Source organism: Microbacterium flavescens (genome assembly GCF_018588945.1).
GTDB classification, from domain to species: Bacteria; Actinomycetota; Actinomycetes; order Actinomycetales; family Microbacteriaceae; genus Microbacterium; species Microbacterium flavescens.
The window spans coordinates 171,810-190,858 of the sequence record NZ_JAFIWA010000001.1; the positions used below are offsets into that span (position 1 = coordinate 171,810).

Sequence of the window (19,049 nt, forward strand, 5' to 3'; positions counted from 1 at the left end):
CGGCGGCCCGGATCAGTCGGCGGAGCGGGACTCGGAGGAGCCGGTCGCGGCATCCTCCACGTCCTCGTCCTTCACCGCACGCTCAGCGCGCACCCGATCACGGCGCTCGGCCAGGCCCGTGGTCATCTCATCGAGCGGCCTGCGCAGGAAGATCATCGACAGGCTCAAGCCGATGAGCGCGGCGAAGATGGCGGCGAGCCAGTAGTACTCGCGCATGATCGGCAGCAGCATGAGCAGGCCGAACGGCACGAGGAAGGCGAGGAGCCGCAGCACCGTGTAGACGAGGGCAGAGCGGGATTTCACCCGACCATCGTAATCGAGCGCGCCGTGCGGACCGGCGGGCACCCCGTCCGGAGAAGACGGTTCGGTCACGACCGGGCCGCGGCGCGTCCTGCTCGCCTAGGATGGAGGGCATGACACGGGCCCTGCTCATCCTGGCCCTGGTGGCGACGGCTTTCTGGGTCTATACGATCGTGGACTGCGCGGTGCAGCCTCCCACGCGGCACCGCGGTGTGAGCAAGCCCATCTGGATCCTGATCGTGGTGCTGATCCCCGTCCTGGGCGGCGTCCTCTGGCTGCTGGTCGGTCGCACCCGTCGCGCCGCGATCGCCGCACGGCGCGCCCCCGACGACGATCCCGAGTTCCTCGGGCGCCTCGGCGCAGTGAGTGACCAGGACGAGCGCATCCGCCGTCTCGAGGAAGAGCTCGCGCAGCTCGACGCCGAAGACGACGACCCCCGCTGGGGCATCGACGGACCCGCTGCCGCAGCCGGCCCGACCGCCCCCGGCACAGCGCCGGGTGCTGTGACGCCCTCGCCCGACGCCCCCGCCGACCCGCCCGTCCGCCCGTCCGACGAAGGTGACGAGCGCGGCCAGCGCGGAGCCGTCAGCTGACGTGAGCACCGGCAGAAGCGGACTCGCCTCCGCTGCCACCGATGCCGCCGCGGCACTGCTCTGCCGACTCGTCGAACTCGGCGTCGAGCACGTGGTGCTCAGCCCCGGCTCACGCTCCCAGGCGCTCGCCCTCGTGGCGGCCGAACTCGAGCGCCGCGATGCGCTGCGCCTGCACGTCCGCGTCGACGAGCGCGTCGCGGGCTTCACGGCGCTCGGGATCGGACGAGAGTCGCGGATGCCGGCTGCCGTGATCTGCACCTCCGGCACGGCGGTGGCCAACCTGCTGCCCGCCGCGCTCGAGGCTCACCACGCCGGCGTGCCGCTGCTGCTGCTCACGGCCGACCGGCCGCCCGAGCTGCGCGGCGTCGGGGCGAACCAGACCACGCGGCAGCCCGGCATGTTCTCGCCGAGCGTCCGCTACGAGGCCGATCTGCCGGTGCCCGAGGGCAGCGATGCCGACGGCGACGAGGAGCAGAGCGTCATCCTGCGTCGCGTCGCCGAGGAGGCCGTCGCAGCCGCTCTCGGCGCAGGGCTGCGTTCAGCCGGGCCGGTGCACCTCAATCTTCCCTACCGCGAACCGCTCGCGGGTGACCTGCCCGCCTGGTTCGGCGTGCCCACGGCGGAGCTCGCGGCGACGGTCGACGACGACCCCGACGGCCCGCCCGTGCCCGATCAGGCTGGCGAGGACGAGGCATCCGGTGCGCTCTATCAGGGTGGCGGGGGCATCGGGGTCTCCGACGTGCCGGACGATCCCGAGGAGCAGCCCTTCCTCCTCACCCGCGGGCCGCGCACGGTGGTCGTCGCCGGATCCGACGCCGGACCCGACGCCGAGGTGCTCGCGCACGCCGGCGGCTGGCCCCTCATCGCCGAGATCGTCAGCGGAGCACGCTTCGGCCGCTACCTCGTCCACGGGTACCGGGCGCTGCTGCGCGATCCCGAGCTCGGCGGCCGCGTGGAGCGCGTCGTCGTCCTGGGGCATCCCACCCTCAGCCGCGAGGTCGCCGCCCTGCTCTCCGACCCCGAGGTCGAGGTCGTCGCGCTCCGTGGGCCGGGGGAGCCCCTCAACCTCAACGGCGCGACCACGGCCGTCGACACCGTCGCCGTCGCCACCGGAGACGCCGATCGGAAGTGGCTCGGGGCGTGGCTGCAGGCGTCGCGCGAGGCATCCGTCGATCTCGCTCCGCCGCCTCCCGACGCCGAGGGGCTGGTCTCCGCCGTCCCCGAGGAGCGGCTCGGCGCGATCGCCGCCGAGCTCGCCGCGGTCCGGACACCGGTCGACCGCGCCGTGCTGGTCGACGCGGTCTGGCGCGCGACGTGGCCCCACGACCGGCTCGTGTTCGGCTCCTCGCGCCTGGTCCGCGTGGCCGACGGCGTCCTCGGCGGCAAGAAGGTGCCGGTGCACGCGAACCGCGGCCTCGCGGGCATCGACGGCACGGTCGCCACCGCGACGGGCATCGCCATCGCCAGCCAGACCGCGGGCCGGGCGGGCATCACGCGCGTACTGCTCGGCGACCTGGCCCTGCTGCATGACGTCGGGGCGCTGCTCCTTCCACCCGGCGAGCCCGAGCCGCGCATCCAGGTGATCGTGGGCAACGACGGAGGCGGCACGATCTTCGACGGCCTCGAAGTCGCCGGGGTGGCCGGCTCCGAGGCGATGAACCGCGTGCTGTACACGCCGCACTCCGTGCGGCTCGAGCATCTCGCGCTCGCGTACGGGTGGGAGTACCAGCGCGTGACGACCCGCGTCGCTCTCGACCAGGCGCTGACCTCGCCGGTCGGCGGGCGCCAGCTCATCGAGGTTCCGCTCGCGCGCTAGCCGCGGCGTCCGCTCTCCTGACTTCGCACCGCCGCGTGCGCGCACCCGCCGGGGTGGGCATGATGGGCACATGATCGCGAAGAGTCAGAAGCACTGGACCGGCGACGTCACGGAGCTGCTCCGTGTGCGGGAGGGCTTCCGGCTCGCCGACGTGGACGCGCAGGCGACACCGGGGTACGAGCGCGACAAGATTCAGGCGGCCGAGGATCTGGCCGCCGGCTCGACGCAGCTCGACGAGTACCAGGAGCGCCTCTTCGCCCGGAGCCGCGTCGACGCGACGAACGCCGCCGTGCTGCTGGTGCTGCAGGCGATGGACTCGGCAGGGAAGGGCGGAATCGTCCGCCACGTCGTGGGATCCGTCGACCCGCAGGGGGTCGCGATCACGGCGTTCAAGAAGCCCACGCCGGAGGAGCTCGAGCACGACTTCCTGTGGCGCGTCGCGAAGCGTGTGCCCGAGCCGGGCATCATCGGGGTCTTCGACCGCTCGCACTATGAGGACGTCCTCATCGGCCGGGTGCGCGAGCTCGCCCCGCCTGACGAGATCGAGCGGCGCTACGGAGCGATCAACACCTTCGAGGAGCAGCTCGTCAAGGGCGGGACGCGCGTCGTCAAGGTGATGCTGCACATCTCATCCGACGAGCAGAAGGAGCGGCTCACCGAGCGGCTCGACCGTCCTGACAAGCACTGGAAGTACAACCCCGGCGACGTCGACGAGCGGCAGCTGTGGCCGAAGTACATGGACGCCTACCAGCTGGTGTTCGAGCGCACGTCGACCGATCACGCCCCCTGGTTCGTCGTTCCCGCCAACCGCAAGTGGTACGCGCGCCTCGCCGTGCAGAATCTGCTCCTCGAAGCTCTCGAGCAGATCGATCCGCAGTGGCCGAAGGCGACCTTCGACGTCGAGGCCGAGAAGAAGCGCCTCGCTCTGACCTGACCTGGTCCGCGGGTCAGCGCGGCACCATGCCCCGCGCCGCCCAGGCGGTGGCCGTCACCGTGAACGGCCCGGCAGGCATCAGCCCGGCGCACCGCGAGCGCACGAGCACGCGCTGCTCCTCCGGCAGCGCCTGCAGTTGCTTGCCGGCGGGGGAGACCCCGAGCGTGTACGGCTCCCACCACTCGTCGAACCCCGCGTAGGAGACGTCGACACACAGCTCCGTCTCCTCGACCCCGGCGCACCCGGCGCCGCGCAGCAGAGCGCCGAGGTCGCCCGCCGCGGCGCCCGCACGGTCGGTCTCATCGTCGATGCCGTCGGCCACCTCCGACAGTGCCGAGAAGAACGCCGACTGCGGGGCCCGCTGACCCGAGAAGTCCCACACGCACGCCGCCACCACGCCTCCGGGCCGCGTGACCCGGACCATCTCGCGGGCACCGGCCGCGGCATCCGTCATGAAGTGCACCACGAGCGAGGCCAGCGTCGCGTCGAACGTGTCGTCGTCGAAGGGCAGCGCCTCGGCCTTGCCGTGGCGCACGTCCGCCCACGGGTGACGCTCGTGTGCCGCCGCGACGAAGCTCTCGGAGGGGTCGACGCCGGCGACGTCGTCGGGGCCGAACCGCCGTGACAGCACGCCGAGCAATGCGCCCGGACCGCAGCCGACATCGAGCGAGCGGCCGTGCTCGGGCGGCCGCGCCCAGTCGGCGAAGGTCTCGGCCAGCGGCACAGAGTAGCGCCCCATGAACCGGTCGTACGCTTCGGCCGCGACATCGAACGACATGCCCGCAGTCTAGATCCGCGTTGTGGATGCGGTATAGATGGGTATCCGATCAGGTAGTTGATCTGGTACAGTACTTGACATGACAAAGGACGACGCGTTCGCAGCCGATCTGCTGCGCGGGCACACCGACACGATCGTGCTCGGCGTGCTGCGGCGCGGTGACCAGTACGGCTTCGAGATCTACAAGACGATCCGCGACGCGACCGGCGGCGACTACGAGATCAAAGAGGCCACGCTCTACGCCACCTACCGGCGCCTCGAGAAAGACGGACTCGTCGAGTCGTACTGGGGCGACGAGACGCAGGGGGGCCGGCGCAAGTACTACCGGATCACCGACGCCGGCCGCGCGGTCTTCAGCAACAACGTCGCGGCGTGGAACGCCACCCGCCGCATCATCGACTCGCTTCTCGACGTGAAGGGCACGGAGAAATGACAGAGAACACCGACATCCATCGCCTCCTCGACGAGGCGTTCCGGGGCGTCGACATGACCCCTGACGCACAGGACCTCAAGGAGGAGGTGCGCGCGAACCTCCTCGCCCGCGCCGCCGAGCTGGAGGAGGCGGGCCGCACGCCGGCCGACGCCGCCCGGCAGGCGGTCGCGGAGCTGGGCGACGTGCGCGAATTGGTGGACGAGTCGACGGATGCCGCGGCCTCGGTGCATCGTGAGGACTACGCCGCCCTGCAGCAGCGCTACCGCGTGAAGCCGAAGGTCGGCTATGTCGTGCGCGCCGTGGTCTGGTCGCTCGCGGCGATCGTGGGCATCGTGCTCGGTGTGCTCGGGGCGACCGGGGTCATCCCGCTCGTCGTGGGCCCGATCATCGGCCTGTTCGGGATGGCGTCGACCGGCCTCGGACTCCTCGTCGGCGACACGCTCTCCCAGGAGACGACGACCAACCACCCGATGCCCGAGAACCGCGCCGGCAGCTTCGCCGGGGCGACCTTCCTCGCCGCCTACGGCATCGCGTTCGGGTTCATGGTCGCCGTCGGCGCGCTTCCGGTCTGGTGCGTCGTGTTCGCGGCGCTGGGCGTGATCGCGTCGATCATCCTGTTCGCGTTCCTCGGTGCGAGCCAGACGAACCGTCACAAGGCGTGGACCCGCCAGGCGCTCGCTCGCGAGCCCGCGAACCGGTTCGAGCGCGAGCCCGAGACCGCCGCGCGCTTCGGCATCTACACGGTCGCGATCTGGATCGTCACGTTCGCCGTGGTCGCGGTGCTCGTCTTCACCGTGGGCTGGTGGTGGGCGCCGGTGGCGTTCGCCGGCGGCTTCGCGGCGATGATGCTCGTCCTCGCGCGGATGCTCTTCGGCCCCGACACGAAGTCCTGACCCGTGCCTGTTCACTCCCGTCTCGCGCTCCTCGTGCCCGTCGGCGCGATCCTGTTCACGGTCTCCTGGCTCGTGCTCGGCGCGATCAGCCCGGGCTACGAGTTGTTCGGCACCGTCATCGCCCCGTACTCGTGGGTCAGTCAGCCCGTGAGCGGGCTCGGGCTGGGCGTCACCGGGCCGTGGATGAACGGCGCCTTCATCGTCGGCGGGATCCTGGTCCTGGTCGGCACGCTCGCGTCGGCCGGCGTCTGGCGCAGCCTCGGCCGGCGCGGCATCGCCGCGGCCGTGCTCATGTCGCTGATGGGCGTGGGGATGATCGCATGCGGCGCGTTCACGCTCGAGGCGATGATGCTGCACCTGCTCGGCTTCCTCCTCGCGATCCCGCTGCCCGCGGTCGGCTTCATCTTCGCCGGAGGCTCCCTGCGGAAGCTCGACCGCGCGCTCGCTCGCGTGGCCCTGGGCGGCGGCGTCGTCACGCTGCTGCTCTTCGCCATCTTCATGGCGACGTTCGACGCGAGCGGTGCGGGCGGGAACGAGGGAATGGCCGGGCTCGTCCAGCGACTGCTGATCGTCGTCGCGATGAGCACCCAGTCGATCCTCGTCGTCGGTGTCGCGCGCCGCTCGGCCGCGGTCGACCGGCCCGTCGTCGCAACGCGGTCGTCGGCCTGACGCCAGCTGGCTGACGGCAACTGCCCGAGCGCGCTCAGGCGAGGGCGTCGACGATCGGGCGGAACTTCACCCGGGTCTCGAGCAGCTCCGTCTCGGGGTCGCTGCCCGCCACGATGCCCGCACCCGCGTGGGCAACGACCGGGATGGTGTCGCTGTACTCGGCGAAGCGCCGAGCAGGCTCTGCGCCGATCTGCGCGCACCGCAGCGCGATCGCCCACTCGCCGTCGCCGTTCGCATCGACCCACCCGACCGGACCGGCATAGCGACGTCGGTCGAAGGGCTCGAGCCTGCGGATGACCTCGAGCGCGGCATCCGTCGGCGTTCCGGCCACCGCCGCAGTCGGGTGCAGGGCCGCGACGAGGTCGAGCGCCGAGGCGTGGTCGGCGATCTCGCCGGCGACGTCGGTCGCGAGGTGCCACAGGTTCGGCAGCTCGAGCGCGAACGGCTCGTCGTCGGCGCGTACGGAGCTGACGTGCGGGGCGAGCGCGTCGAGCACGCTCTGCACGGCGTACTGGTGCTCGTCGAGGTCTTTCCCGCTGTGGGAGAGGCGGAAGGATGCCGCGGCGTCGTCGTCTGCGTCGGCGCCGCGCGGGAACGTCCCGGCCAGCACGCGGGCGGTCACCTCCCCGCCCGACACGGTCACGAGCGTCTCGGGGCTCGCGCCGATCAGGCCGTCGACGGCGAAGGTCCACGTGTCGAGGTAGCCGGTGGACAGCGCGCGCACGAGTCGTCGCAGGTCGGATCCGGCGGGCACCGTGCCCACGAGGTCGCGGGCGAGCACGACCTTGCCCACCTCGCCGGCGGCGATGGCGTCGAGTCCGGCGCGCACGGCGGCCTGATACCCCTCGGGGTCGAGCGCGCCGGGGCCGAGCGTGGCCGACCAGTACGGGCCGTACGGCACCGGCTGCGCAGGCGGGTCGGTGAGCGAGCCCACCGAGGATCGGATGCGGGTGAGCCACGTTCGCCCGCCGCGCCGCCCGATGACAGCCTGCGGGATGATCAGACGGCTCGACGCTGCCGACCGCCTGTCGAACACGAGGGCGCCGAAGGCGACGAGACCCGTTCCGTGGAGGCCGACGGGATCATCGATCTCGGCGTCGGCGCATGTCGCGCGCCACCAGTCGGCCGGGCTCGGCTGCGAGGCGCCCGGCAACGCACCGCCGGGCACGGCATCGCCGGCCCCGCCTGTCTCGAAGCCGCCGACCTGACCGATGCCGACGATTCCCTCGCCCCGGCGCAGCCAGGCAAGCGGTGAATCCGCATCGGCGTACGACAGCAGATCGTCGACGGCCGCGATCTCACGGGTCTCGACCACCAGCTTCGGCAGGCGGAGCGGAGAGGTCACACGACAAGCCTAGACTCGCCACGTGACCGACGACGCCGTCTCCGAACGCCCCGCTCCGGGCACCCGCCTGCTCTTCCGCTGGCGCAAATGGGACGGCGGACCCCACTGGGTGCACGAGTGCGTGTACCTCGGCTGCGACCGCTGGGGCGACTGGTTCGGCCAGCTGCCGGGCTGGGACAGCTCCCGACCCGGCCGTGTCTTCGAGCCGGAGCATCCGAACGTCACCCTGCTCCCGCCGAGCGGTGACTACGCCTACACGCACAACGCGGCGCCGCATCACACCCGCGTCTACATCGACATCGCGTGGGACCTCCGCTGGCAGGGCAGCGAGCCCACCGGCATCGACATGGACCTCGACGTCGTCGAGCGGACCGACCGCGGCGTCTACATCGACGACGAGGACGAGTGGGACGAGCACCGCGTCGCGTACGACTACCCGATCGACCTCGTCCAGCGACTGGAGGCGCTCGCCGCCGAGCTCGAGCAGCAGGTCCTCCAGCGCACCCCGCCGTTCGACGAGGCGACGGCGGAGGACTGGCTCCGCCGTCTCGCCGAGCTCGGCCTGGAGTGACTCCGGCCGCCCCCTACCCGCCCGCCGCCTAGACTCGACGGGTGGCGTCCCACCCCTCCGAGAACGAGCCGAACCGCGCCGACCTGCACAAGGACCCGTCGCGCGTCAGCGGCATGTTCGACCAGGTGGCGCCGGCCTACGACCGCACCAACACCGTGCTGAGCATGGGCAACGACCGCTTCTGGCGGGCGGCGACCACCCGGACGGTCGCGCCACGGCCGGGCCAGCGCATCCTCGATCTGGCCGCCGGCACCGGCGCGTCGAGCGTCGCCCTCGCCCGCAGCGGCGCGGACGTCGTCGCGGCCGACTTCTCGCCGGGGATGATCGCCGAAGGGCGGCGCCGGCATGGCGGCATCCCGAACCTGTCCTTCGTCCAGGCGGACGCGACCGACCTGCCGTTCGACGACGAGGAGTTCGACACGGTGACGATGTCGTTCGGGCTGCGCAACGTGAACGAGCCGCAGAAGGCGCTCGCCGAGCTGCTGCGGGTCACGCGGGCCGGCGGCCGGCTCGTGATCTGCGAGTTCTCGCATCCGCCGTCGCCCGTCTTCAACGGGCTTTATCGCTTCTACAACGACCGCGTGCTTCCGGTGGTCGCCAAGACGGTCAGCTCGAACGCCGAGGCGTACGACTACCTCAACGAGTCGATCCGCGACTGGCCCGACCAGCGCACGCTCGCGACGTGGATCCGCGAGGCGGGATGGACGGATGTCGCGCACCGCAATCTCTCGATGGGCATCGTCGCCCTGCACCGCGCCACGAAGCCGACCCCCGCCCCCGCCGGCCGTTGAGCGCGCGGCGCTCGGCCGAACACAGCCCCGGTAGGCTGGGGACGTGACTCCCTCAGCGCCGGGCTCGCGCATCGCGGGCAAGCTGGGCCTCACCGACCGCGTCTTCGCGGGACCGAGGTCTCGCAAGCTCTTCTCCGCGGTCGAGGCGGGCCTGAAGCGCGTGGACGACGCGCTTGAGCGTGAGCTGCGCGTCGCCGACTCGCTCGCCGACGCCACCAGCCGGTATCTCTACGAGGCCGGCGGCAAGCGCGTCCGCCCCATGCTCGCCCTCCTCACGGCTCAGCTCGGCGACGGCGCGACCGATCGCGTCATCGACGGGGCGACCGCGCTCGAGATGACCCACCTCGGCTCGCTGTATCACGACGATGTGATGGATGCCGCGGACAAGCGCCGCGGAGTGCCCAGCGCCCACGCGATCTGGGGCAACAGCATCGCGATCCTCACCGGCGACATCCTCTTCTCCCGGGCGAGCCAGATCATGGCGCGGTACGGCGATGCCGCCATCAAGCTCCAGGCCGACACCTTCGAGCGGCTCGTGCTCGGCCAGATGCACGAGACCGTCGGCCCGCAGGAGGGCGACGACCCGGTCGACTTCTACCTGCGGGTGCTGTCCGACAAGACCGGCTCGCTCATCGCCGCCGCCGCGCAGGCGGGGGTCATCTTCTCGAACGGGCCGAGCGAGTTCGAGGCGCCGATGGTGACGTTCGGCGAGAAGGCGGGCGTCGCCTTCCAGCTGCTCGACGACGTCATCGACCTCTCCGCCGACCCCGACGAGACCGGCAAGGTGCCCGGCACCGACCTGCGTGCGGGCGTGCCCACCATGCCCTACCTCGTCCTCGGGCAGCGCACCGACGCCGGGGCGATCGCCCTGCGCCAGGAGATCGACGACGGCGTCGCCCGCATCTCCGACGGCGCCGACCCCGCGATCCTCGACGACGCTCTCGCCGAGCTGCGCGAGCACGAGGCGACGCAGGCGACTCTCGACCTCGCCAACGCGTGGTCGCGAGAAGCCGTGGATGCGCTGGAGCCCCTTCCCGACGGCCCTGTGCGCGAGGGGCTGACGCGATTCGCGCAGGCCGTCGCCGACCGCTCGAGCTGAGGCCCGACCCCGTTTCGTCGCTTCGCTCGCTCAACGAGCGAGGCACCCTGAAAGGATCACCATGACCAAGCTCCGACTGGCGATCGTCGGCGCGGGCCCGGCAGGCATCTACGCGGCCGACATCCTGCTCAAGGCCGAGCGCAAGTTCGACGTCTCGATCGATCTCTTCGAGCAGCTCCCCGCTCCCTACGGCCTGGTTCGGTACGGCGTGGCCCCGGACCACCCGCGCATCAAGGGCATCATCACGGCGTTGCGCGAGGTGCTCGACCGAGGCGACATCCGCCTGTTCGGCAATGTGCGCTTCGGCGAGGACATCACGCTCGACGACCTCAAGCACCACTACAACGCGGTGATCTTCGCTACCGGTGCGGTGCGCGACACCGGCCTCGACATCCCCGGTATCGACGCGACGGGTTCGTACGGCGCCGCCGACTTCGTGAGCTGGTTCGACGGTCACCCCGACGTGCCGCGCGAGTGGCCGCTCGACGCGGAATCGGTCGCCGTCATCGGCAACGGCAACGTCGCGCTCGACATCGCGCGCATGCTCGCCAAGCACGCCGAAGACCTCCTGCCCACCGAGATCCCCGACAACGTCCACGCGGGCCTCGTGGCCAGCCCCGTCACCGACGTGCATGTCTTCGGTCGTCGCGGGCCGGCTCAGGTGAAGTTCACGCCGCTCGAGCTGCGCGAGCTCGGTGAGCTGCGCGACGTCGACATGGTGGTCTACGACGAGGACTTCGACTACGACGACGCGTCGAAGGCCGCGATCGCCAGCAACAAGCAGGTCATGGTCATCGATCGCGTGCTGCAGTCGTGGCGGAAGCGCCCTTCGGTCAACAACGCCGGGGGCGAGGCATCCCGTCGCCTGCATCTGCACTTCTACGCCAAGCCGCTGGAAGTGGTGAAGGATGCCGAGGGCCGCGTCAGCGCGTTCCGCTACGAGCGCACGCGCCCCGACGGCGAGGGCGGGGTCGTCGGCACGGGCGAGGTGCGCGAGGTGGCGATCCAGGCGATCTACCGCGCCGTCGGCTACTTCGGCTCGCCGCTGCCCGGCGTGCCCTTCGACAAGCGCCACGGAGTGATCCCGAATCACGAGGGCCAGGTGCTGCGTCGCGAGTCCAACGAGCGCGTGCCCGGCGTCTACGCGACGGGGTGGATCAAGCGCGGCCCGGTGGGCCTGATCGGCCACACCAAGTCCGACGCGATGGAGACCGTGCGGCATCTCATCAACGACCAGGGCTCGTGGTGGCAGCCGGCCGACCCGTCCGAGGACGCGATCCCTGCGCTCCTCGCGTCGCGCGGCGTGATCTGGACCGACCTCGACGGCTGGCACCGCCTTGACGAGCACGAGATGGCGCTCGGCGCGCCGCACGGCCGCGCCCGCGTCAAGGTCGTTCCTCGTGACGAGATGGTGACCATCTCGCGCGACTGAGGCGCAGCCGGGCGGTCGTCCCCGGTGAGGGCCGCCCGCCTGGATAGGCTCGGGTCATGGCGGGCGAGTGGCAGACCGACGTCCTCGGGAAGCCGTTCGAGCAGCTCGCGCTCGATCTCGGCGTCGAGGATGAGGACGGACCGCTCTCGGCGACGCTCGTCCGGCTCCTGCCGAATCCGGTCGTGGCGGTGCTGCAGCCCCTGCGCGACGTCGACGTGCTCTACGTGCACGGCTGGTCGGACTTCTTCTTCCAGGCCGACCTCGCCCGATTCTGGACCGGCCTCGGCGCCCGCTTCCACGCCCTCGATCTGCACGGTTACGGCCGAAGCCTGCGTCCCGACGACGCGCCCGGCTACATCGATGCGCTCGACGACTACGACGCCGACATCGAGGCGGCGCTCGCGGCGATGGGGCATGGGACGGATGCCGCGCCCCGCCGTCGGCTGGTGCTCCTCGGCCACTCGACCGGCGGGCTCACCCTGACGCTGTGGGCGGCGCGCCACCCGGGGCGTACGAGCGCACTCGTGCTCAACAGTCCTTGGCTCGAGTTCCAGTTCGGGGCGGTCGGACGCCAGGCGATCGCTCCGCTCGTGAGCGCCCGCGCCCGGATTGATCCGCGAGGCCATCAGCCGGCCGTCGACCTCGGCTTCTACACGCGAGCGCAGACCGAGCTGGGAGTGCTGCCCCTCGCCCTCGATCGGGCCGACTGGCGACCGGAGCGCGGGTTCCCCACGCGACCCGCCTGGCTGGCGGCGATCCTCGACGGCCACCGGCGGGTCGCCGCGGGTGTGGACGTCGGGTGTCCCGCCCTCGTGCTGCTGTCCACCCGCTCGACGCCCCCGCTCGCCTGGAACGAGACCATGACGTCGACGGACTCGGTGATCGTCGTCGACGACATCGCCAAGAGCGCGACGCGGATCGGCAGGCTCGTCACGATCGGGCGGATCGACGGCGCGATCCACGACGTGTTCCTGTCGCGTCCGGACGCTCGTAGCTCGGCGTATCGGACGCTGGAGCGGTGGATGCGGGCGCTGTGACATCCGGTGTGATTCGCAGCGGCCGGTGGTTGCGCCAAGCCTCGCGGTACGTCCAGAAGCCGTAGCGCGCGAAGCCGACTATCAGCAGCGCGCCCGCGATGGCGCCGGCGGCGATGGCCCAGCCGATCGTGCCGCCCGCCGTCAGGATCACGCTTCCGATCAGCAGGCCGACGACGCACGCGTTCACCACGATGATCAGGATGAACGAGCTGCCGAACAGGTGGCTGAAGCTGCGCGCGCGCAGGAACGAGTAGGTGCGCTGGGATCCGGGCTGGTCGTCGGCGATCGCCGCGAGGAAATAGCGCTCCACCTTCGGATCGAGGTCGACGTACGCGCCGCGCAGGCGGTTCATCGCGACGACGTACATGAGGTCCTCCTCGGCGACGTTGAACACCCGCATCTGCGTCATGAGCCCGACCAGGGCGAGGAAGCCGAGGATCGAGAGCGCGGCGGCCGCGAACCAGTCATCGAACCCGGTGGCCTGCCCGAGCAGCCCGATCGTGAGGAGGCCGGCCGAGACCAGCGTCAGGAAGATCGTGATCCGGGTGAGCACTTCGCTCTGCGCCGTGCCGCGCGCGGCGAGCAGACCCCAGTGCTCAGTGGCCAGGATCTGCGCGCGTCGCGCGAGCGCAGCGTCGGACTCCGGCGAATGCGGCTCGGGTGAGGCGTCGTCGGCTTCCCGGTCGACGGGCGGGTCGACGGCCATGGCGCCCATTGTGCACCCGGGTGGGAGGCGGCGCCAGGGTGCATCAGCCGGCGGCGCGGTACGGCGCCGAAGGTCGGGTGCTCAGAAGTCTTCGGCGGCGAGCGACTCCGCCTCGTCGAGCGGCAGGCCCGACGTGCCGAGGCGCAGCACGCTGATGCGCTCCCGCATATACGCCACCGCCTCTTCGTTGGTGGGCGGTTGGAGATCGGAGTTCGTCGACTCGGACATGAGGTTGGTGGCGGAGTTGAGCACGAAGTCCATGTCCACTTCGTTGCCGTCGGGCCCGATGCCCCGGATCCGGATGGTGTCTGCGGTGTTCTCTGCACCCAGCACGCCTGCGTACTCGATCATGGTGTCGGCGGTCGCGTCGTCGACGAAGAAGGTCTTGTCAGCGAAGGAGAGGTGCTTCACGGAGCCAGCATGCGCGGGCGGTCCACCCGCCGCCCATGGGGTTGACAAGTGTCGTTCCGTCAGTCGGGGCGCTCGCTTCGCCTGGCCCCGCCCCGACGCGTGAGGCGTAGACTTGCGCTGTGCCCGAGACCCCGGCACAGAAATGTGACAGGGGACGGGGGTTTCGGTGAAGTTGCTGTCGAACGGTGCGGGGACGTACCTCACCGGGGCGGACATCGCGGACGCGGTGCTGAGCTTCGGGGTCGCGCTGGCCAACGAGCAGCGCGTCGACGTCGTCGACGTCCCGTATGTCCAGACCGACGATCACGGGAGCGTCGGTCTCGTGCGGCTCACGGTCGGCTGGCGCATCCCTCTCGCTGCGGCGCATCACGCGGGAAACCACGACGAGCTGCACGACGACGATCTGCTGGTCGAGCTTCGCGAACGTGCGCGAGGGCTGACGCCGAGCGGCGACGCGCCGCTGAGCCCCGAGGAAATGTCGTACCTGGTGGCAGCGGAAGACGAGATCTGAGGCGCTTCCGCCGGTCGACGCCCCTCAGCCCTGGTCAGGAGGCACGCTGAGCGAGCCACCGTCGCCGTCGTCGTCGTCGCGCGCGAGTTGGATGCCGTGTGTCAGGTTCGCCGATGCCGCGAGAACTCTGAGCCATTCGCGATTGAGCTCGGGTCGTTCCGGCGTGTCGAAGATGAAGCGGAGCGGGATCGAAGGATGCACCCACAGGGTGGAGCTTCCTCCCGGGGCCTCCGGCGAGTGAGCCCAGGACAGTGTGAGGGGCTCTCGACGCCGGAGCTTGGCGAAGACCACGACCTTGAGGTGAGCCAGCAGACGGTCGTCGATCTCGATCGGCTCGGGGGAGTCGTCGTAGAACAGCTGACCCATCGCGCATCACCTCCAGACCCGCGGTCGGAGGACGCGACGACTCAGGCCCACCAGAGCAGCCGGTCGTCGCGTAGGGCTCACCCGGGGTCTGGGGGTGAGGCTCCGTTACGACACTAGTATTCAGGCGAGTTTTCGAGCGGGGGAGCAACGCGCCGATGGGCTGATTCCCGTGAGCGAACGAGAGTCGGATGCCGCCTCCCAGCGCGCGAGCGTGTCAGACGTCGGCGGCGGTGATGCTGAGGTCCCGACGCACGATCCGTGCACACACGTCGCTCAGACGCAGCCCATGCGCACGGGAATACCGCCGGATCAGCGTGAACGCCTGGTCGACGGGCACGCCAGCGGTGAACGACACGACGCCCTTGGCCTGCTCGATGGTCACCCGGCTGTTGAGCGCTGTCTGAAGCTGCTGCGAGAGCGTCTCGGCCTCCCGAACCGTTCGCTCGTGGAGGATGCCGATGGTCGCGACGTCGGCGAGGGCCTGCGCGGCCGTCAGGTCTTCGGCGAGTGGCGCACCAGGCTCGGAGCGGAGGAGGTTCAGCGTGCCGATGGTGGAGTTGCGCAGGCGCATCGGGATGGCGTCGATGGCGGCGAACCCGTGGGCGGCCGCGCTGCTGCGGAAGGCCGGCCACTCGTGTGAGGCGGCGATGTCGACCACGGACACCGGCTTGCCGGTGCGGTAGCACTGGATGCACGGACCGTCCTCGGCGGCGAGCTGGATCACCTCGACGAGCTGCGTGGCCTCGCTCGTCGACGCGATGAGCTCGAGATCGCCGTCGGCGTCAGCCAGGAGGATGCCCGCGTCGTCGGTGTGGAGCAGCTCCTTGCAGGATTCCACGAGAGTCTGGAGCAGATCCACGACGTCGTAGTCGTCGGTCAGTGTGTCGGCCAGGGTGGCGAAGAGATCGAGGAGGCGCGCCTCGCGGGTCAGTGAAGTCACGAGGTTGCCTCGCCGTCACCGGCGCGATCGAACCGCAGTCCGCCGTCGACGATCTGCTGCGCAACGTCCATCATGCTCTGGCCGGTCGAGAAGGCCCGCGCCTGGATGACCAGCAGTGCGTCGTTCGGCGGGAGGTCGAGCTGAGCCAGCACGATGCCGGTGGCCTGGTGGACGATGCGTCGCGAGTACTTGCTCGCCGCGGCACCCCCGTCGGCCGGGCCGAGCGCCTCACGCAGGACGTGCCGGCCGATGACCTCCGTCATGGCCGTCGCCAGTGCACTCTGTCGCCGATCCAGCGTGGTCGTGGACCGGCAATACAGGTCGACCGCACCGAACCGGAGCTCGCCGACGGAGAGAGGGAAGGCGAACATCGAAGCGACCTCGCCGCTGGGGACCGCCCGCCCGAAGGTGGGCCAGCGCTGGGCGCCCTTACCCGTGAAGTCGGGCTCCGAGATCACCGAATCCGTGCGGATCGCGTCCCAGCACGGACCCTCGGTGAGGTCGAACTGCAACTCGTCGAGGCGGCCGGCGAGATCGTCTGTCGCCGAGATGGTCTCGCTGCCCAGCACATCGCCGATCGTCGACACGGATGCACCCGTCACCGGCAGCACCTCGAGAAAGACCCTGCTGAACCGCTCCGGCCGGCCGGCGGCCTGCTCGAGTTCGGCGAGGGTGGCGGTGATATCAGTGCTCATGGGTATCGACCTGAGAACTCGAGTGAGGAGCGGGTGAATCGGTCGCGTATCGCTGCCCCGGGTGAGGAGTGGCCATACCGAAATCGTATCGCCGAGCGTAGGCGCGGGACCACCGACCAGGTCCATTCGGCCGGCCGATGTTCACGACTTGCGCGGAGTGCCGACGCTGGAGCCGCTCACCGCTTCGGTCGCTGGCGGGAGGGCGTTGACGGGCCCCCGCAGCGCTCGCAGCGCGTAGAGGATGGTCGCCAGGTCGACCAGTTCTTGGACCAGCGCCCCCGCGACCGCGGGGATGAGTCCGGTCATGGCGACGAGCATCAGTCCGATGCTCAGCCCGATGCCGATCCAGATCGCGGTGAGCGCGACCCGCAGAGTGTGCCGGGCGATGGCGATGGCGTCGACCACCTTGGCGATCGAGTCGACGAGGATCACGATGTCTGCAGCATCCCCTGCCGCGGTTGCGCCCTTCGCCCCCATCGCGATGCCGATGTCCGCGGCCGCTAGCACCGGCGCGTCGTTGACCCCATCGCCCACCATCAGCACGGGCCGCGGGCTGAGCTCGGCCGCGAGCTGCACTTTCTCACCCGGGAGCAGCTCCGCGTGGATCTCCTCGATGCCGACAGCATCTGCGACCGACCGGGCAGTGGGTTCTGCGTCGCCCGTGAGAATCGTGATGCGCTCCACCCCGTTGCTCCGCAGCCACGAGATCACCGCCCGCGATTCGGGCCGGGGTTCGTCGGCGACCAGGATCGTTCCCGCGTAGCGGCCGTCGACTGCGACGTAGGCCGCGGCCTGTCCAGGAGCGAGCTCCGTCCGCTGCGTCTCGGGTGCGATGGACGAGACGTAGGCGGGTTTGCCCACGACGACGGTCCGGCCGCCCAGTCGTGCGGTCACTCCGTTCGTGGCGACTTCGCTCGCATCCTCGGCGGCGAGGAGCGTGAGGCCTCGCTCGGCCGCGGCCTGCCGGATGCCGTCGGCGAGGACGTGCGTCGAGTACTGCTCGGCGGAGGCGGACAGTCGCAGGAGTTCATCGGGCGGGAAGCCGTCGACGGCGCGCACCGCCGCCACCACCGGCTTTCCGCGTGTGAGAGTGCCCGTCTTGTCGAAGGCCGCCGATCGCACCCCGGCCAGCTGCTCGATCACCGCGCCGCCCTTCATGACGACACCGGCCTTGGCAGCGCGCGAGAGGCCCCCGAGGAACGCCACGGGCGCCGCGATGAGCAGTGGGCACGGCGTCGCCAGCACCAGCACTTCGGCGAACCGCGTGGAATCGCCCGAAAGCGCCCATGCCGTAGCCGCCAGTACCAGCGAGACCGCGGTGAAGGGGATCGCGAATCGGTCGGCGAGGCGCACGACCGGTGCGCGAGAGTCCTGCGCCGCGCGCACGAGGGCGACGATCTGCTGATATTGGCTGTCTGCACTGCCTCGCGCTGCCCGGATGCGCACGATCCGGCTGCCGTTTATGGAGCCGGAGAGCACCTCGTCCCCGACGGTCTTGCTCACCGGCAGGCTCTCTCCGGTGAGGGAGGATTCATCGAAGGTGCCGTCGTCGGAGAGCAGCACTCCGTCCACGGGGACGATCTCTGCCGGCCGCACGAGGAGGACGTCGCCCACGACGACCTCGTCGACCGTGACGTCCGCGACCTCGGCTCCCTGTGCGCCGGCGTCGCCTGCGTGTTCGACGATGTGGGCGATCCGGGGCGAACGGTCGAGGAGCGCGGTCAGGTCGCGCTTGGCACGCCGTTGCGCGAAGTCCTCCAGCGCCTCGCCGCCCGAGAGCATCAGCACGATGATCAGCGATGCGATGTACTCGTCCACCGCCAGGGTAGCCACCATCGCCACCACCGCCAGGATGTCGAGGCCCACCTGGCCCTTGAGCACATCGCGGACCATGCCGACGATGGTCCAGATCACGACCGCGCCGACCCAGACGACCGCTATCCCGCGAGCGAGCAGCAGGTCGCCCGCGGCCACGAGTGCGAGGACGCTTCCCAGCACGATGACGGTCACCGTGATGACCGGATACGCCCACATGGATCGGAGGAACCGCATACGGCTCACCTTTCCGAGGGCGGGCGCGGGCTATCGGTAGTTGACGAACTGCAGATCGACGTCGAGGTCGGCGGCCTTGAGCATGCGCTGGACCTCCTGGAGATCGTCGCGGCTCTTCGACTGCACGCGCAGCTCGTCCCCCTGGATCTGCGACTTCACAGACTTCGGGCCCTCGTCGCGGATGAGCTTCGAGATCTTCTTGGCGTTCTCGGACGAGATGCCGTCCTTGATCGTCGAGACGATCCGGAACTCCTTGCCACTCGCGAAGGGCTCGCCTGACTCGAGGCTCTTCAGCGAGATGCCTCGCTTGATGAGCTTGGACTGGAAGACATCGAGCACCGCCTTCGCGCGCTCCTCGGTGCTCGCCTTGATGAGGACGGACTCGCCGCTCCACTCGACGGAGGCGCCGGTGCCCTTGAAGTCGTAACGCTGCTCGATCTCCTTGCGGGCCTGGTTGAGCGCGTTCTCCGCCTCCTGGTGGTCCACCTTGCTGACGATGTCGAACGAAGAATCAGCCATACCGGGAAGTCTATCCGCGCGCACATGGCGCTGCGAAGACCCGGAACCGCTTGGAAGCGCTTGCAGATTGCGCCATTTCGCGGACGATCCGCGTTAATCGCACGTTACGAACTCGTATCGATCGCCTCAATCGCGGGTTGCGATTCTGACCGATCGTG

General features: G+C 70.4%; 22 protein-coding genes. 12 read left to right on the forward strand and 10 right to left on the reverse strand.

What is annotated here, in order from left to right:
* Positions 1 to 12 precede the first annotated feature (12 nt).
* On the reverse strand, positions 13 to 303 hold the full coding sequence (locus JX005_RS00760; RefSeq protein WP_214465471.1) for a DUF4229 domain-containing protein: 291 nt from the start codon (positions 301 to 303) through the stop codon (positions 13 to 15).
* Positions 304 to 413: 110 nt separating this feature from the next.
* On the opposite strand from JX005_RS00760, the gene JX005_RS00765 reads away from it, so the two are divergent.
* From JX005_RS00765 to JX005_RS00775, 3 genes are all read left to right on the forward strand, one after another.
* Complete coding sequence (locus JX005_RS00765) at positions 414 to 893, forward strand: PLD nuclease N-terminal domain-containing protein (RefSeq protein WP_214465472.1); 480 nt, start codon at positions 414 to 416, stop codon at positions 891 to 893.
* A gap of 1 nt (position 894) precedes the next feature.
* The gene (gene menD / locus JX005_RS00770; protein ID WP_214465474.1) at positions 895 to 2,709 is read left to right on the forward strand and encodes a 2-succinyl-5-enolpyruvyl-6-hydroxy-3-cyclohexene-1-carboxylic-acid synthase; all 1,815 of its coding nucleotides are present in this window, start codon (positions 895 to 897) and stop codon (positions 2,707 to 2,709) included.
* A 70-nt stretch (positions 2,710 to 2,779) separates the two neighbouring features.
* Positions 2,780 to 3,643: a PPK2 family polyphosphate kinase gene (locus JX005_RS00775; protein ID WP_214465475.1), complete on the forward strand. Its 864-nt coding sequence runs from the start codon at positions 2,780 to 2,782 to the stop codon at positions 3,641 to 3,643.
* A 13-nt stretch (positions 3,644 to 3,656) separates the two neighbouring features.
* On the opposite strand, the gene JX005_RS00780 is transcribed toward JX005_RS00775, so the two are convergent.
* Positions 3,657 to 4,421, reverse strand: a complete 765-nt coding sequence (locus JX005_RS00780; protein ID WP_214465476.1) for a class I SAM-dependent methyltransferase — start codon at positions 4,419 to 4,421, stop codon at positions 3,657 to 3,659.
* Positions 4,422 to 4,500: 79 nt separating this feature from the next.
* Between JX005_RS00780 and JX005_RS00785 the strand changes: the two genes are divergently transcribed.
* The 3 genes from JX005_RS00785 to JX005_RS00795 are packed head-to-tail and all read left to right on the forward strand — an operon-like array spanning position 4,501 to position 6,416.
* Positions 4,501 to 4,854, forward strand: coding sequence for a PadR family transcriptional regulator (locus tag JX005_RS00785; protein WP_214465477.1), 354 nt, complete (start codon positions 4,501 to 4,503; stop codon positions 4,852 to 4,854).
* Positions 4,851 to 5,747, forward strand: coding sequence for a permease prefix domain 1-containing protein (locus JX005_RS00790; protein ID WP_214465478.1), 897 nt, complete (start codon positions 4,851 to 4,853; stop codon positions 5,745 to 5,747). The genes JX005_RS00785 and JX005_RS00790 overlap by 4 nt, the downstream gene beginning before the upstream one ends.
* A gap of 3 nt (positions 5,748 to 5,750) precedes the next feature.
* Positions 5,751 to 6,416, forward strand: coding sequence for a DUF998 domain-containing protein (locus JX005_RS00795; RefSeq protein WP_214465479.1), 666 nt, complete (start codon positions 5,751 to 5,753; stop codon positions 6,414 to 6,416).
* A 34-nt stretch (positions 6,417 to 6,450) separates the two neighbouring features.
* On the opposite strand, the gene JX005_RS00800 is transcribed toward JX005_RS00795, so the two are convergent.
* Entirely contained in the window at positions 6,451 to 7,761 is a 1,311-nt protein-coding gene (locus JX005_RS00800) for an isochorismate synthase (RefSeq protein ID WP_307858466.1), read from the reverse strand.
* A 22-nt stretch (positions 7,762 to 7,783) separates the two neighbouring features.
* Between JX005_RS00800 and JX005_RS00805 the strand changes: the two genes are divergently transcribed.
* The 5 genes from JX005_RS00805 to JX005_RS00825 all read left to right on the forward strand — a co-directional run bounded on the left by JX005_RS00805 (position 7,784) and on the right by JX005_RS00825 (position 12,691).
* Positions 7,784 to 8,332 (forward strand): DUF402 domain-containing protein, encoded by a 549-nt coding sequence (locus JX005_RS00805; RefSeq protein ID WP_214465480.1) that lies wholly within the window; start codon positions 7,784 to 7,786, stop codon positions 8,330 to 8,332.
* Between the two features lie 41 nt (positions 8,333 to 8,373).
* A complete protein-coding gene (locus tag JX005_RS00810) occupies positions 8,374 to 9,123 on the forward strand; it encodes a demethylmenaquinone methyltransferase (RefSeq protein WP_214465482.1) in 750 nt (249 codons plus the stop codon).
* A gap of 43 nt (positions 9,124 to 9,166) precedes the next feature.
* Entirely contained in the window at positions 9,167 to 10,222 is a 1,056-nt protein-coding gene (locus JX005_RS00815; protein ID WP_214465483.1) for a polyprenyl synthetase family protein, read from the forward strand.
* A 61-nt stretch (positions 10,223 to 10,283) separates the two neighbouring features.
* Complete coding sequence (locus JX005_RS00820; RefSeq protein ID WP_214465484.1) at positions 10,284 to 11,654, forward strand: FAD-dependent oxidoreductase; 1,371 nt, start codon at positions 10,284 to 10,286, stop codon at positions 11,652 to 11,654.
* Between the two features lie 56 nt (positions 11,655 to 11,710).
* The gene (locus tag JX005_RS00825; RefSeq protein ID WP_214465485.1) at positions 11,711 to 12,691 is read left to right on the forward strand and encodes an alpha/beta hydrolase; all 981 of its coding nucleotides are present in this window, start codon (positions 11,711 to 11,713) and stop codon (positions 12,689 to 12,691) included.
* Here JX005_RS00825 and JX005_RS00830 read toward each other — a convergent pair.
* Positions 12,585 to 13,397 carry a hypothetical protein gene (locus JX005_RS00830; protein ID WP_214465486.1) on the reverse strand — a complete coding sequence of 271 codons (813 nt, stop codon included), beginning with the start codon at positions 13,395 to 13,397 and terminating at the stop codon, positions 12,585 to 12,587. The genes JX005_RS00825 and JX005_RS00830 overlap by 107 nt on opposite strands.
* Before the next feature lie 81 nt (positions 13,398 to 13,478).
* Positions 13,479 to 13,808, reverse strand: a complete 330-nt coding sequence (locus JX005_RS00835) for a hypothetical protein (protein WP_214465487.1) — start codon at positions 13,806 to 13,808, stop codon at positions 13,479 to 13,481.
* A gap of 166 nt (positions 13,809 to 13,974) precedes the next feature.
* Between JX005_RS00835 and JX005_RS00840 the strand changes: the two genes are divergently transcribed.
* Positions 13,975 to 14,319, forward strand: a complete 345-nt coding sequence (locus JX005_RS00840) for a hypothetical protein (protein ID WP_214465488.1) — start codon at positions 13,975 to 13,977, stop codon at positions 14,317 to 14,319.
* 24 nt (positions 14,320 to 14,343) lie between these two features.
* Here the strand turns inward: JX005_RS00840 and JX005_RS00845 are convergent, their stop codons facing one another.
* The 5 genes from JX005_RS00845 to JX005_RS00865 all read right to left on the reverse strand — a co-directional run bounded on the left by JX005_RS00845 (position 14,344) and on the right by JX005_RS00865 (position 18,891).
* Complete coding sequence (locus tag JX005_RS00845; RefSeq protein ID WP_214465489.1) at positions 14,344 to 14,685, reverse strand: DUF7882 family protein; 342 nt, start codon at positions 14,683 to 14,685, stop codon at positions 14,344 to 14,346.
* A gap of 214 nt (positions 14,686 to 14,899) precedes the next feature.
* Positions 14,900 to 15,625 (reverse strand): GAF and ANTAR domain-containing protein, encoded by a 726-nt coding sequence (locus JX005_RS00850; RefSeq protein ID WP_214465491.1) that lies wholly within the window; start codon positions 15,623 to 15,625, stop codon positions 14,900 to 14,902.
* A complete protein-coding gene (locus JX005_RS00855) occupies positions 15,622 to 16,320 on the reverse strand; it encodes a GAF and ANTAR domain-containing protein (RefSeq protein ID WP_214465493.1) in 699 nt (232 codons plus the stop codon). Before JX005_RS00855 ends, JX005_RS00850 begins: the two co-directional genes overlap by 4 nt.
* A 141-nt stretch (positions 16,321 to 16,461) precedes the next feature.
* A complete protein-coding gene (locus tag JX005_RS00860) occupies positions 16,462 to 18,372 on the reverse strand; it encodes a heavy metal translocating P-type ATPase (RefSeq protein WP_214465495.1) in 1,911 nt (636 codons plus the stop codon).
* Positions 18,373 to 18,402: 30 nt separating this feature from the next.
* Positions 18,403 to 18,891 carry a YajQ family cyclic di-GMP-binding protein gene (locus JX005_RS00865; protein WP_214465497.1) on the reverse strand — a complete coding sequence of 163 codons (489 nt, stop codon included), beginning with the start codon at positions 18,889 to 18,891 and terminating at the stop codon, positions 18,403 to 18,405.
* Between the last annotated feature and the right edge of the window lie 158 nt (positions 18,892 to 19,049).

Bases quoted from the DNA above. Each gene is read 5' to 3' on its own strand.
- JX005_RS00820 (WP_214465484.1), top strand. From the start codon at position 10,284: ATGACCAAGCTCCGACTGGCGATCGTCGGCGCGGGCCCGGCAGGCATC.
- JX005_RS00790 (WP_214465478.1), top strand. From the start codon at position 4,851: ATGACAGAGAACACCGACATCCATCGCCTCCTCGACGAGGCGTTCCGG.
- JX005_RS00775 (WP_214465475.1), top strand. From the start codon at position 2,780: ATGATCGCGAAGAGTCAGAAGCACTGGACCGGCGACGTCACGGAGCTG.
- JX005_RS00785 (WP_214465477.1), top strand. From the start codon at position 4,501: ATGACAAAGGACGACGCGTTCGCAGCCGATCTGCTGCGCGGGCACACC.
- JX005_RS00825 (WP_214465485.1), top strand. From the start codon at position 11,711: ATGGCGGGCGAGTGGCAGACCGACGTCCTCGGGAAGCCGTTCGAGCAG.
- JX005_RS00860 (WP_214465495.1), bottom strand. From the start codon at position 18,372: ATGCGGTTCCTCCGATCCATGTGGGCGTATCCGGTCATCACGGTGACC.
- JX005_RS00845 (WP_214465489.1), bottom strand. From the start codon at position 14,685: ATGGGTCAGCTGTTCTACGACGACTCCCCCGAGCCGATCGAGATCGAC.
- JX005_RS00855 (WP_214465493.1), bottom strand. From the start codon at position 16,320: ATGAGCACTGATATCACCGCCACCCTCGCCGAACTCGAGCAGGCCGCC.
- JX005_RS00830 (WP_214465486.1), bottom strand. From the start codon at position 13,397: ATGGCCGTCGACCCGCCCGTCGACCGGGAAGCCGACGACGCCTCACCC.
- JX005_RS00865 (WP_214465497.1), bottom strand. From the start codon at position 18,891: ATGGCTGATTCTTCGTTCGACATCGTCAGCAAGGTGGACCACCAGGAG.
- JX005_RS00780 (WP_214465476.1), bottom strand. From the start codon at position 4,421: ATGTCGTTCGATGTCGCGGCCGAAGCGTACGACCGGTTCATGGGGCGC.
- JX005_RS00765 (WP_214465472.1), top strand. From the start codon at position 414: ATGACACGGGCCCTGCTCATCCTGGCCCTGGTGGCGACGGCTTTCTGG.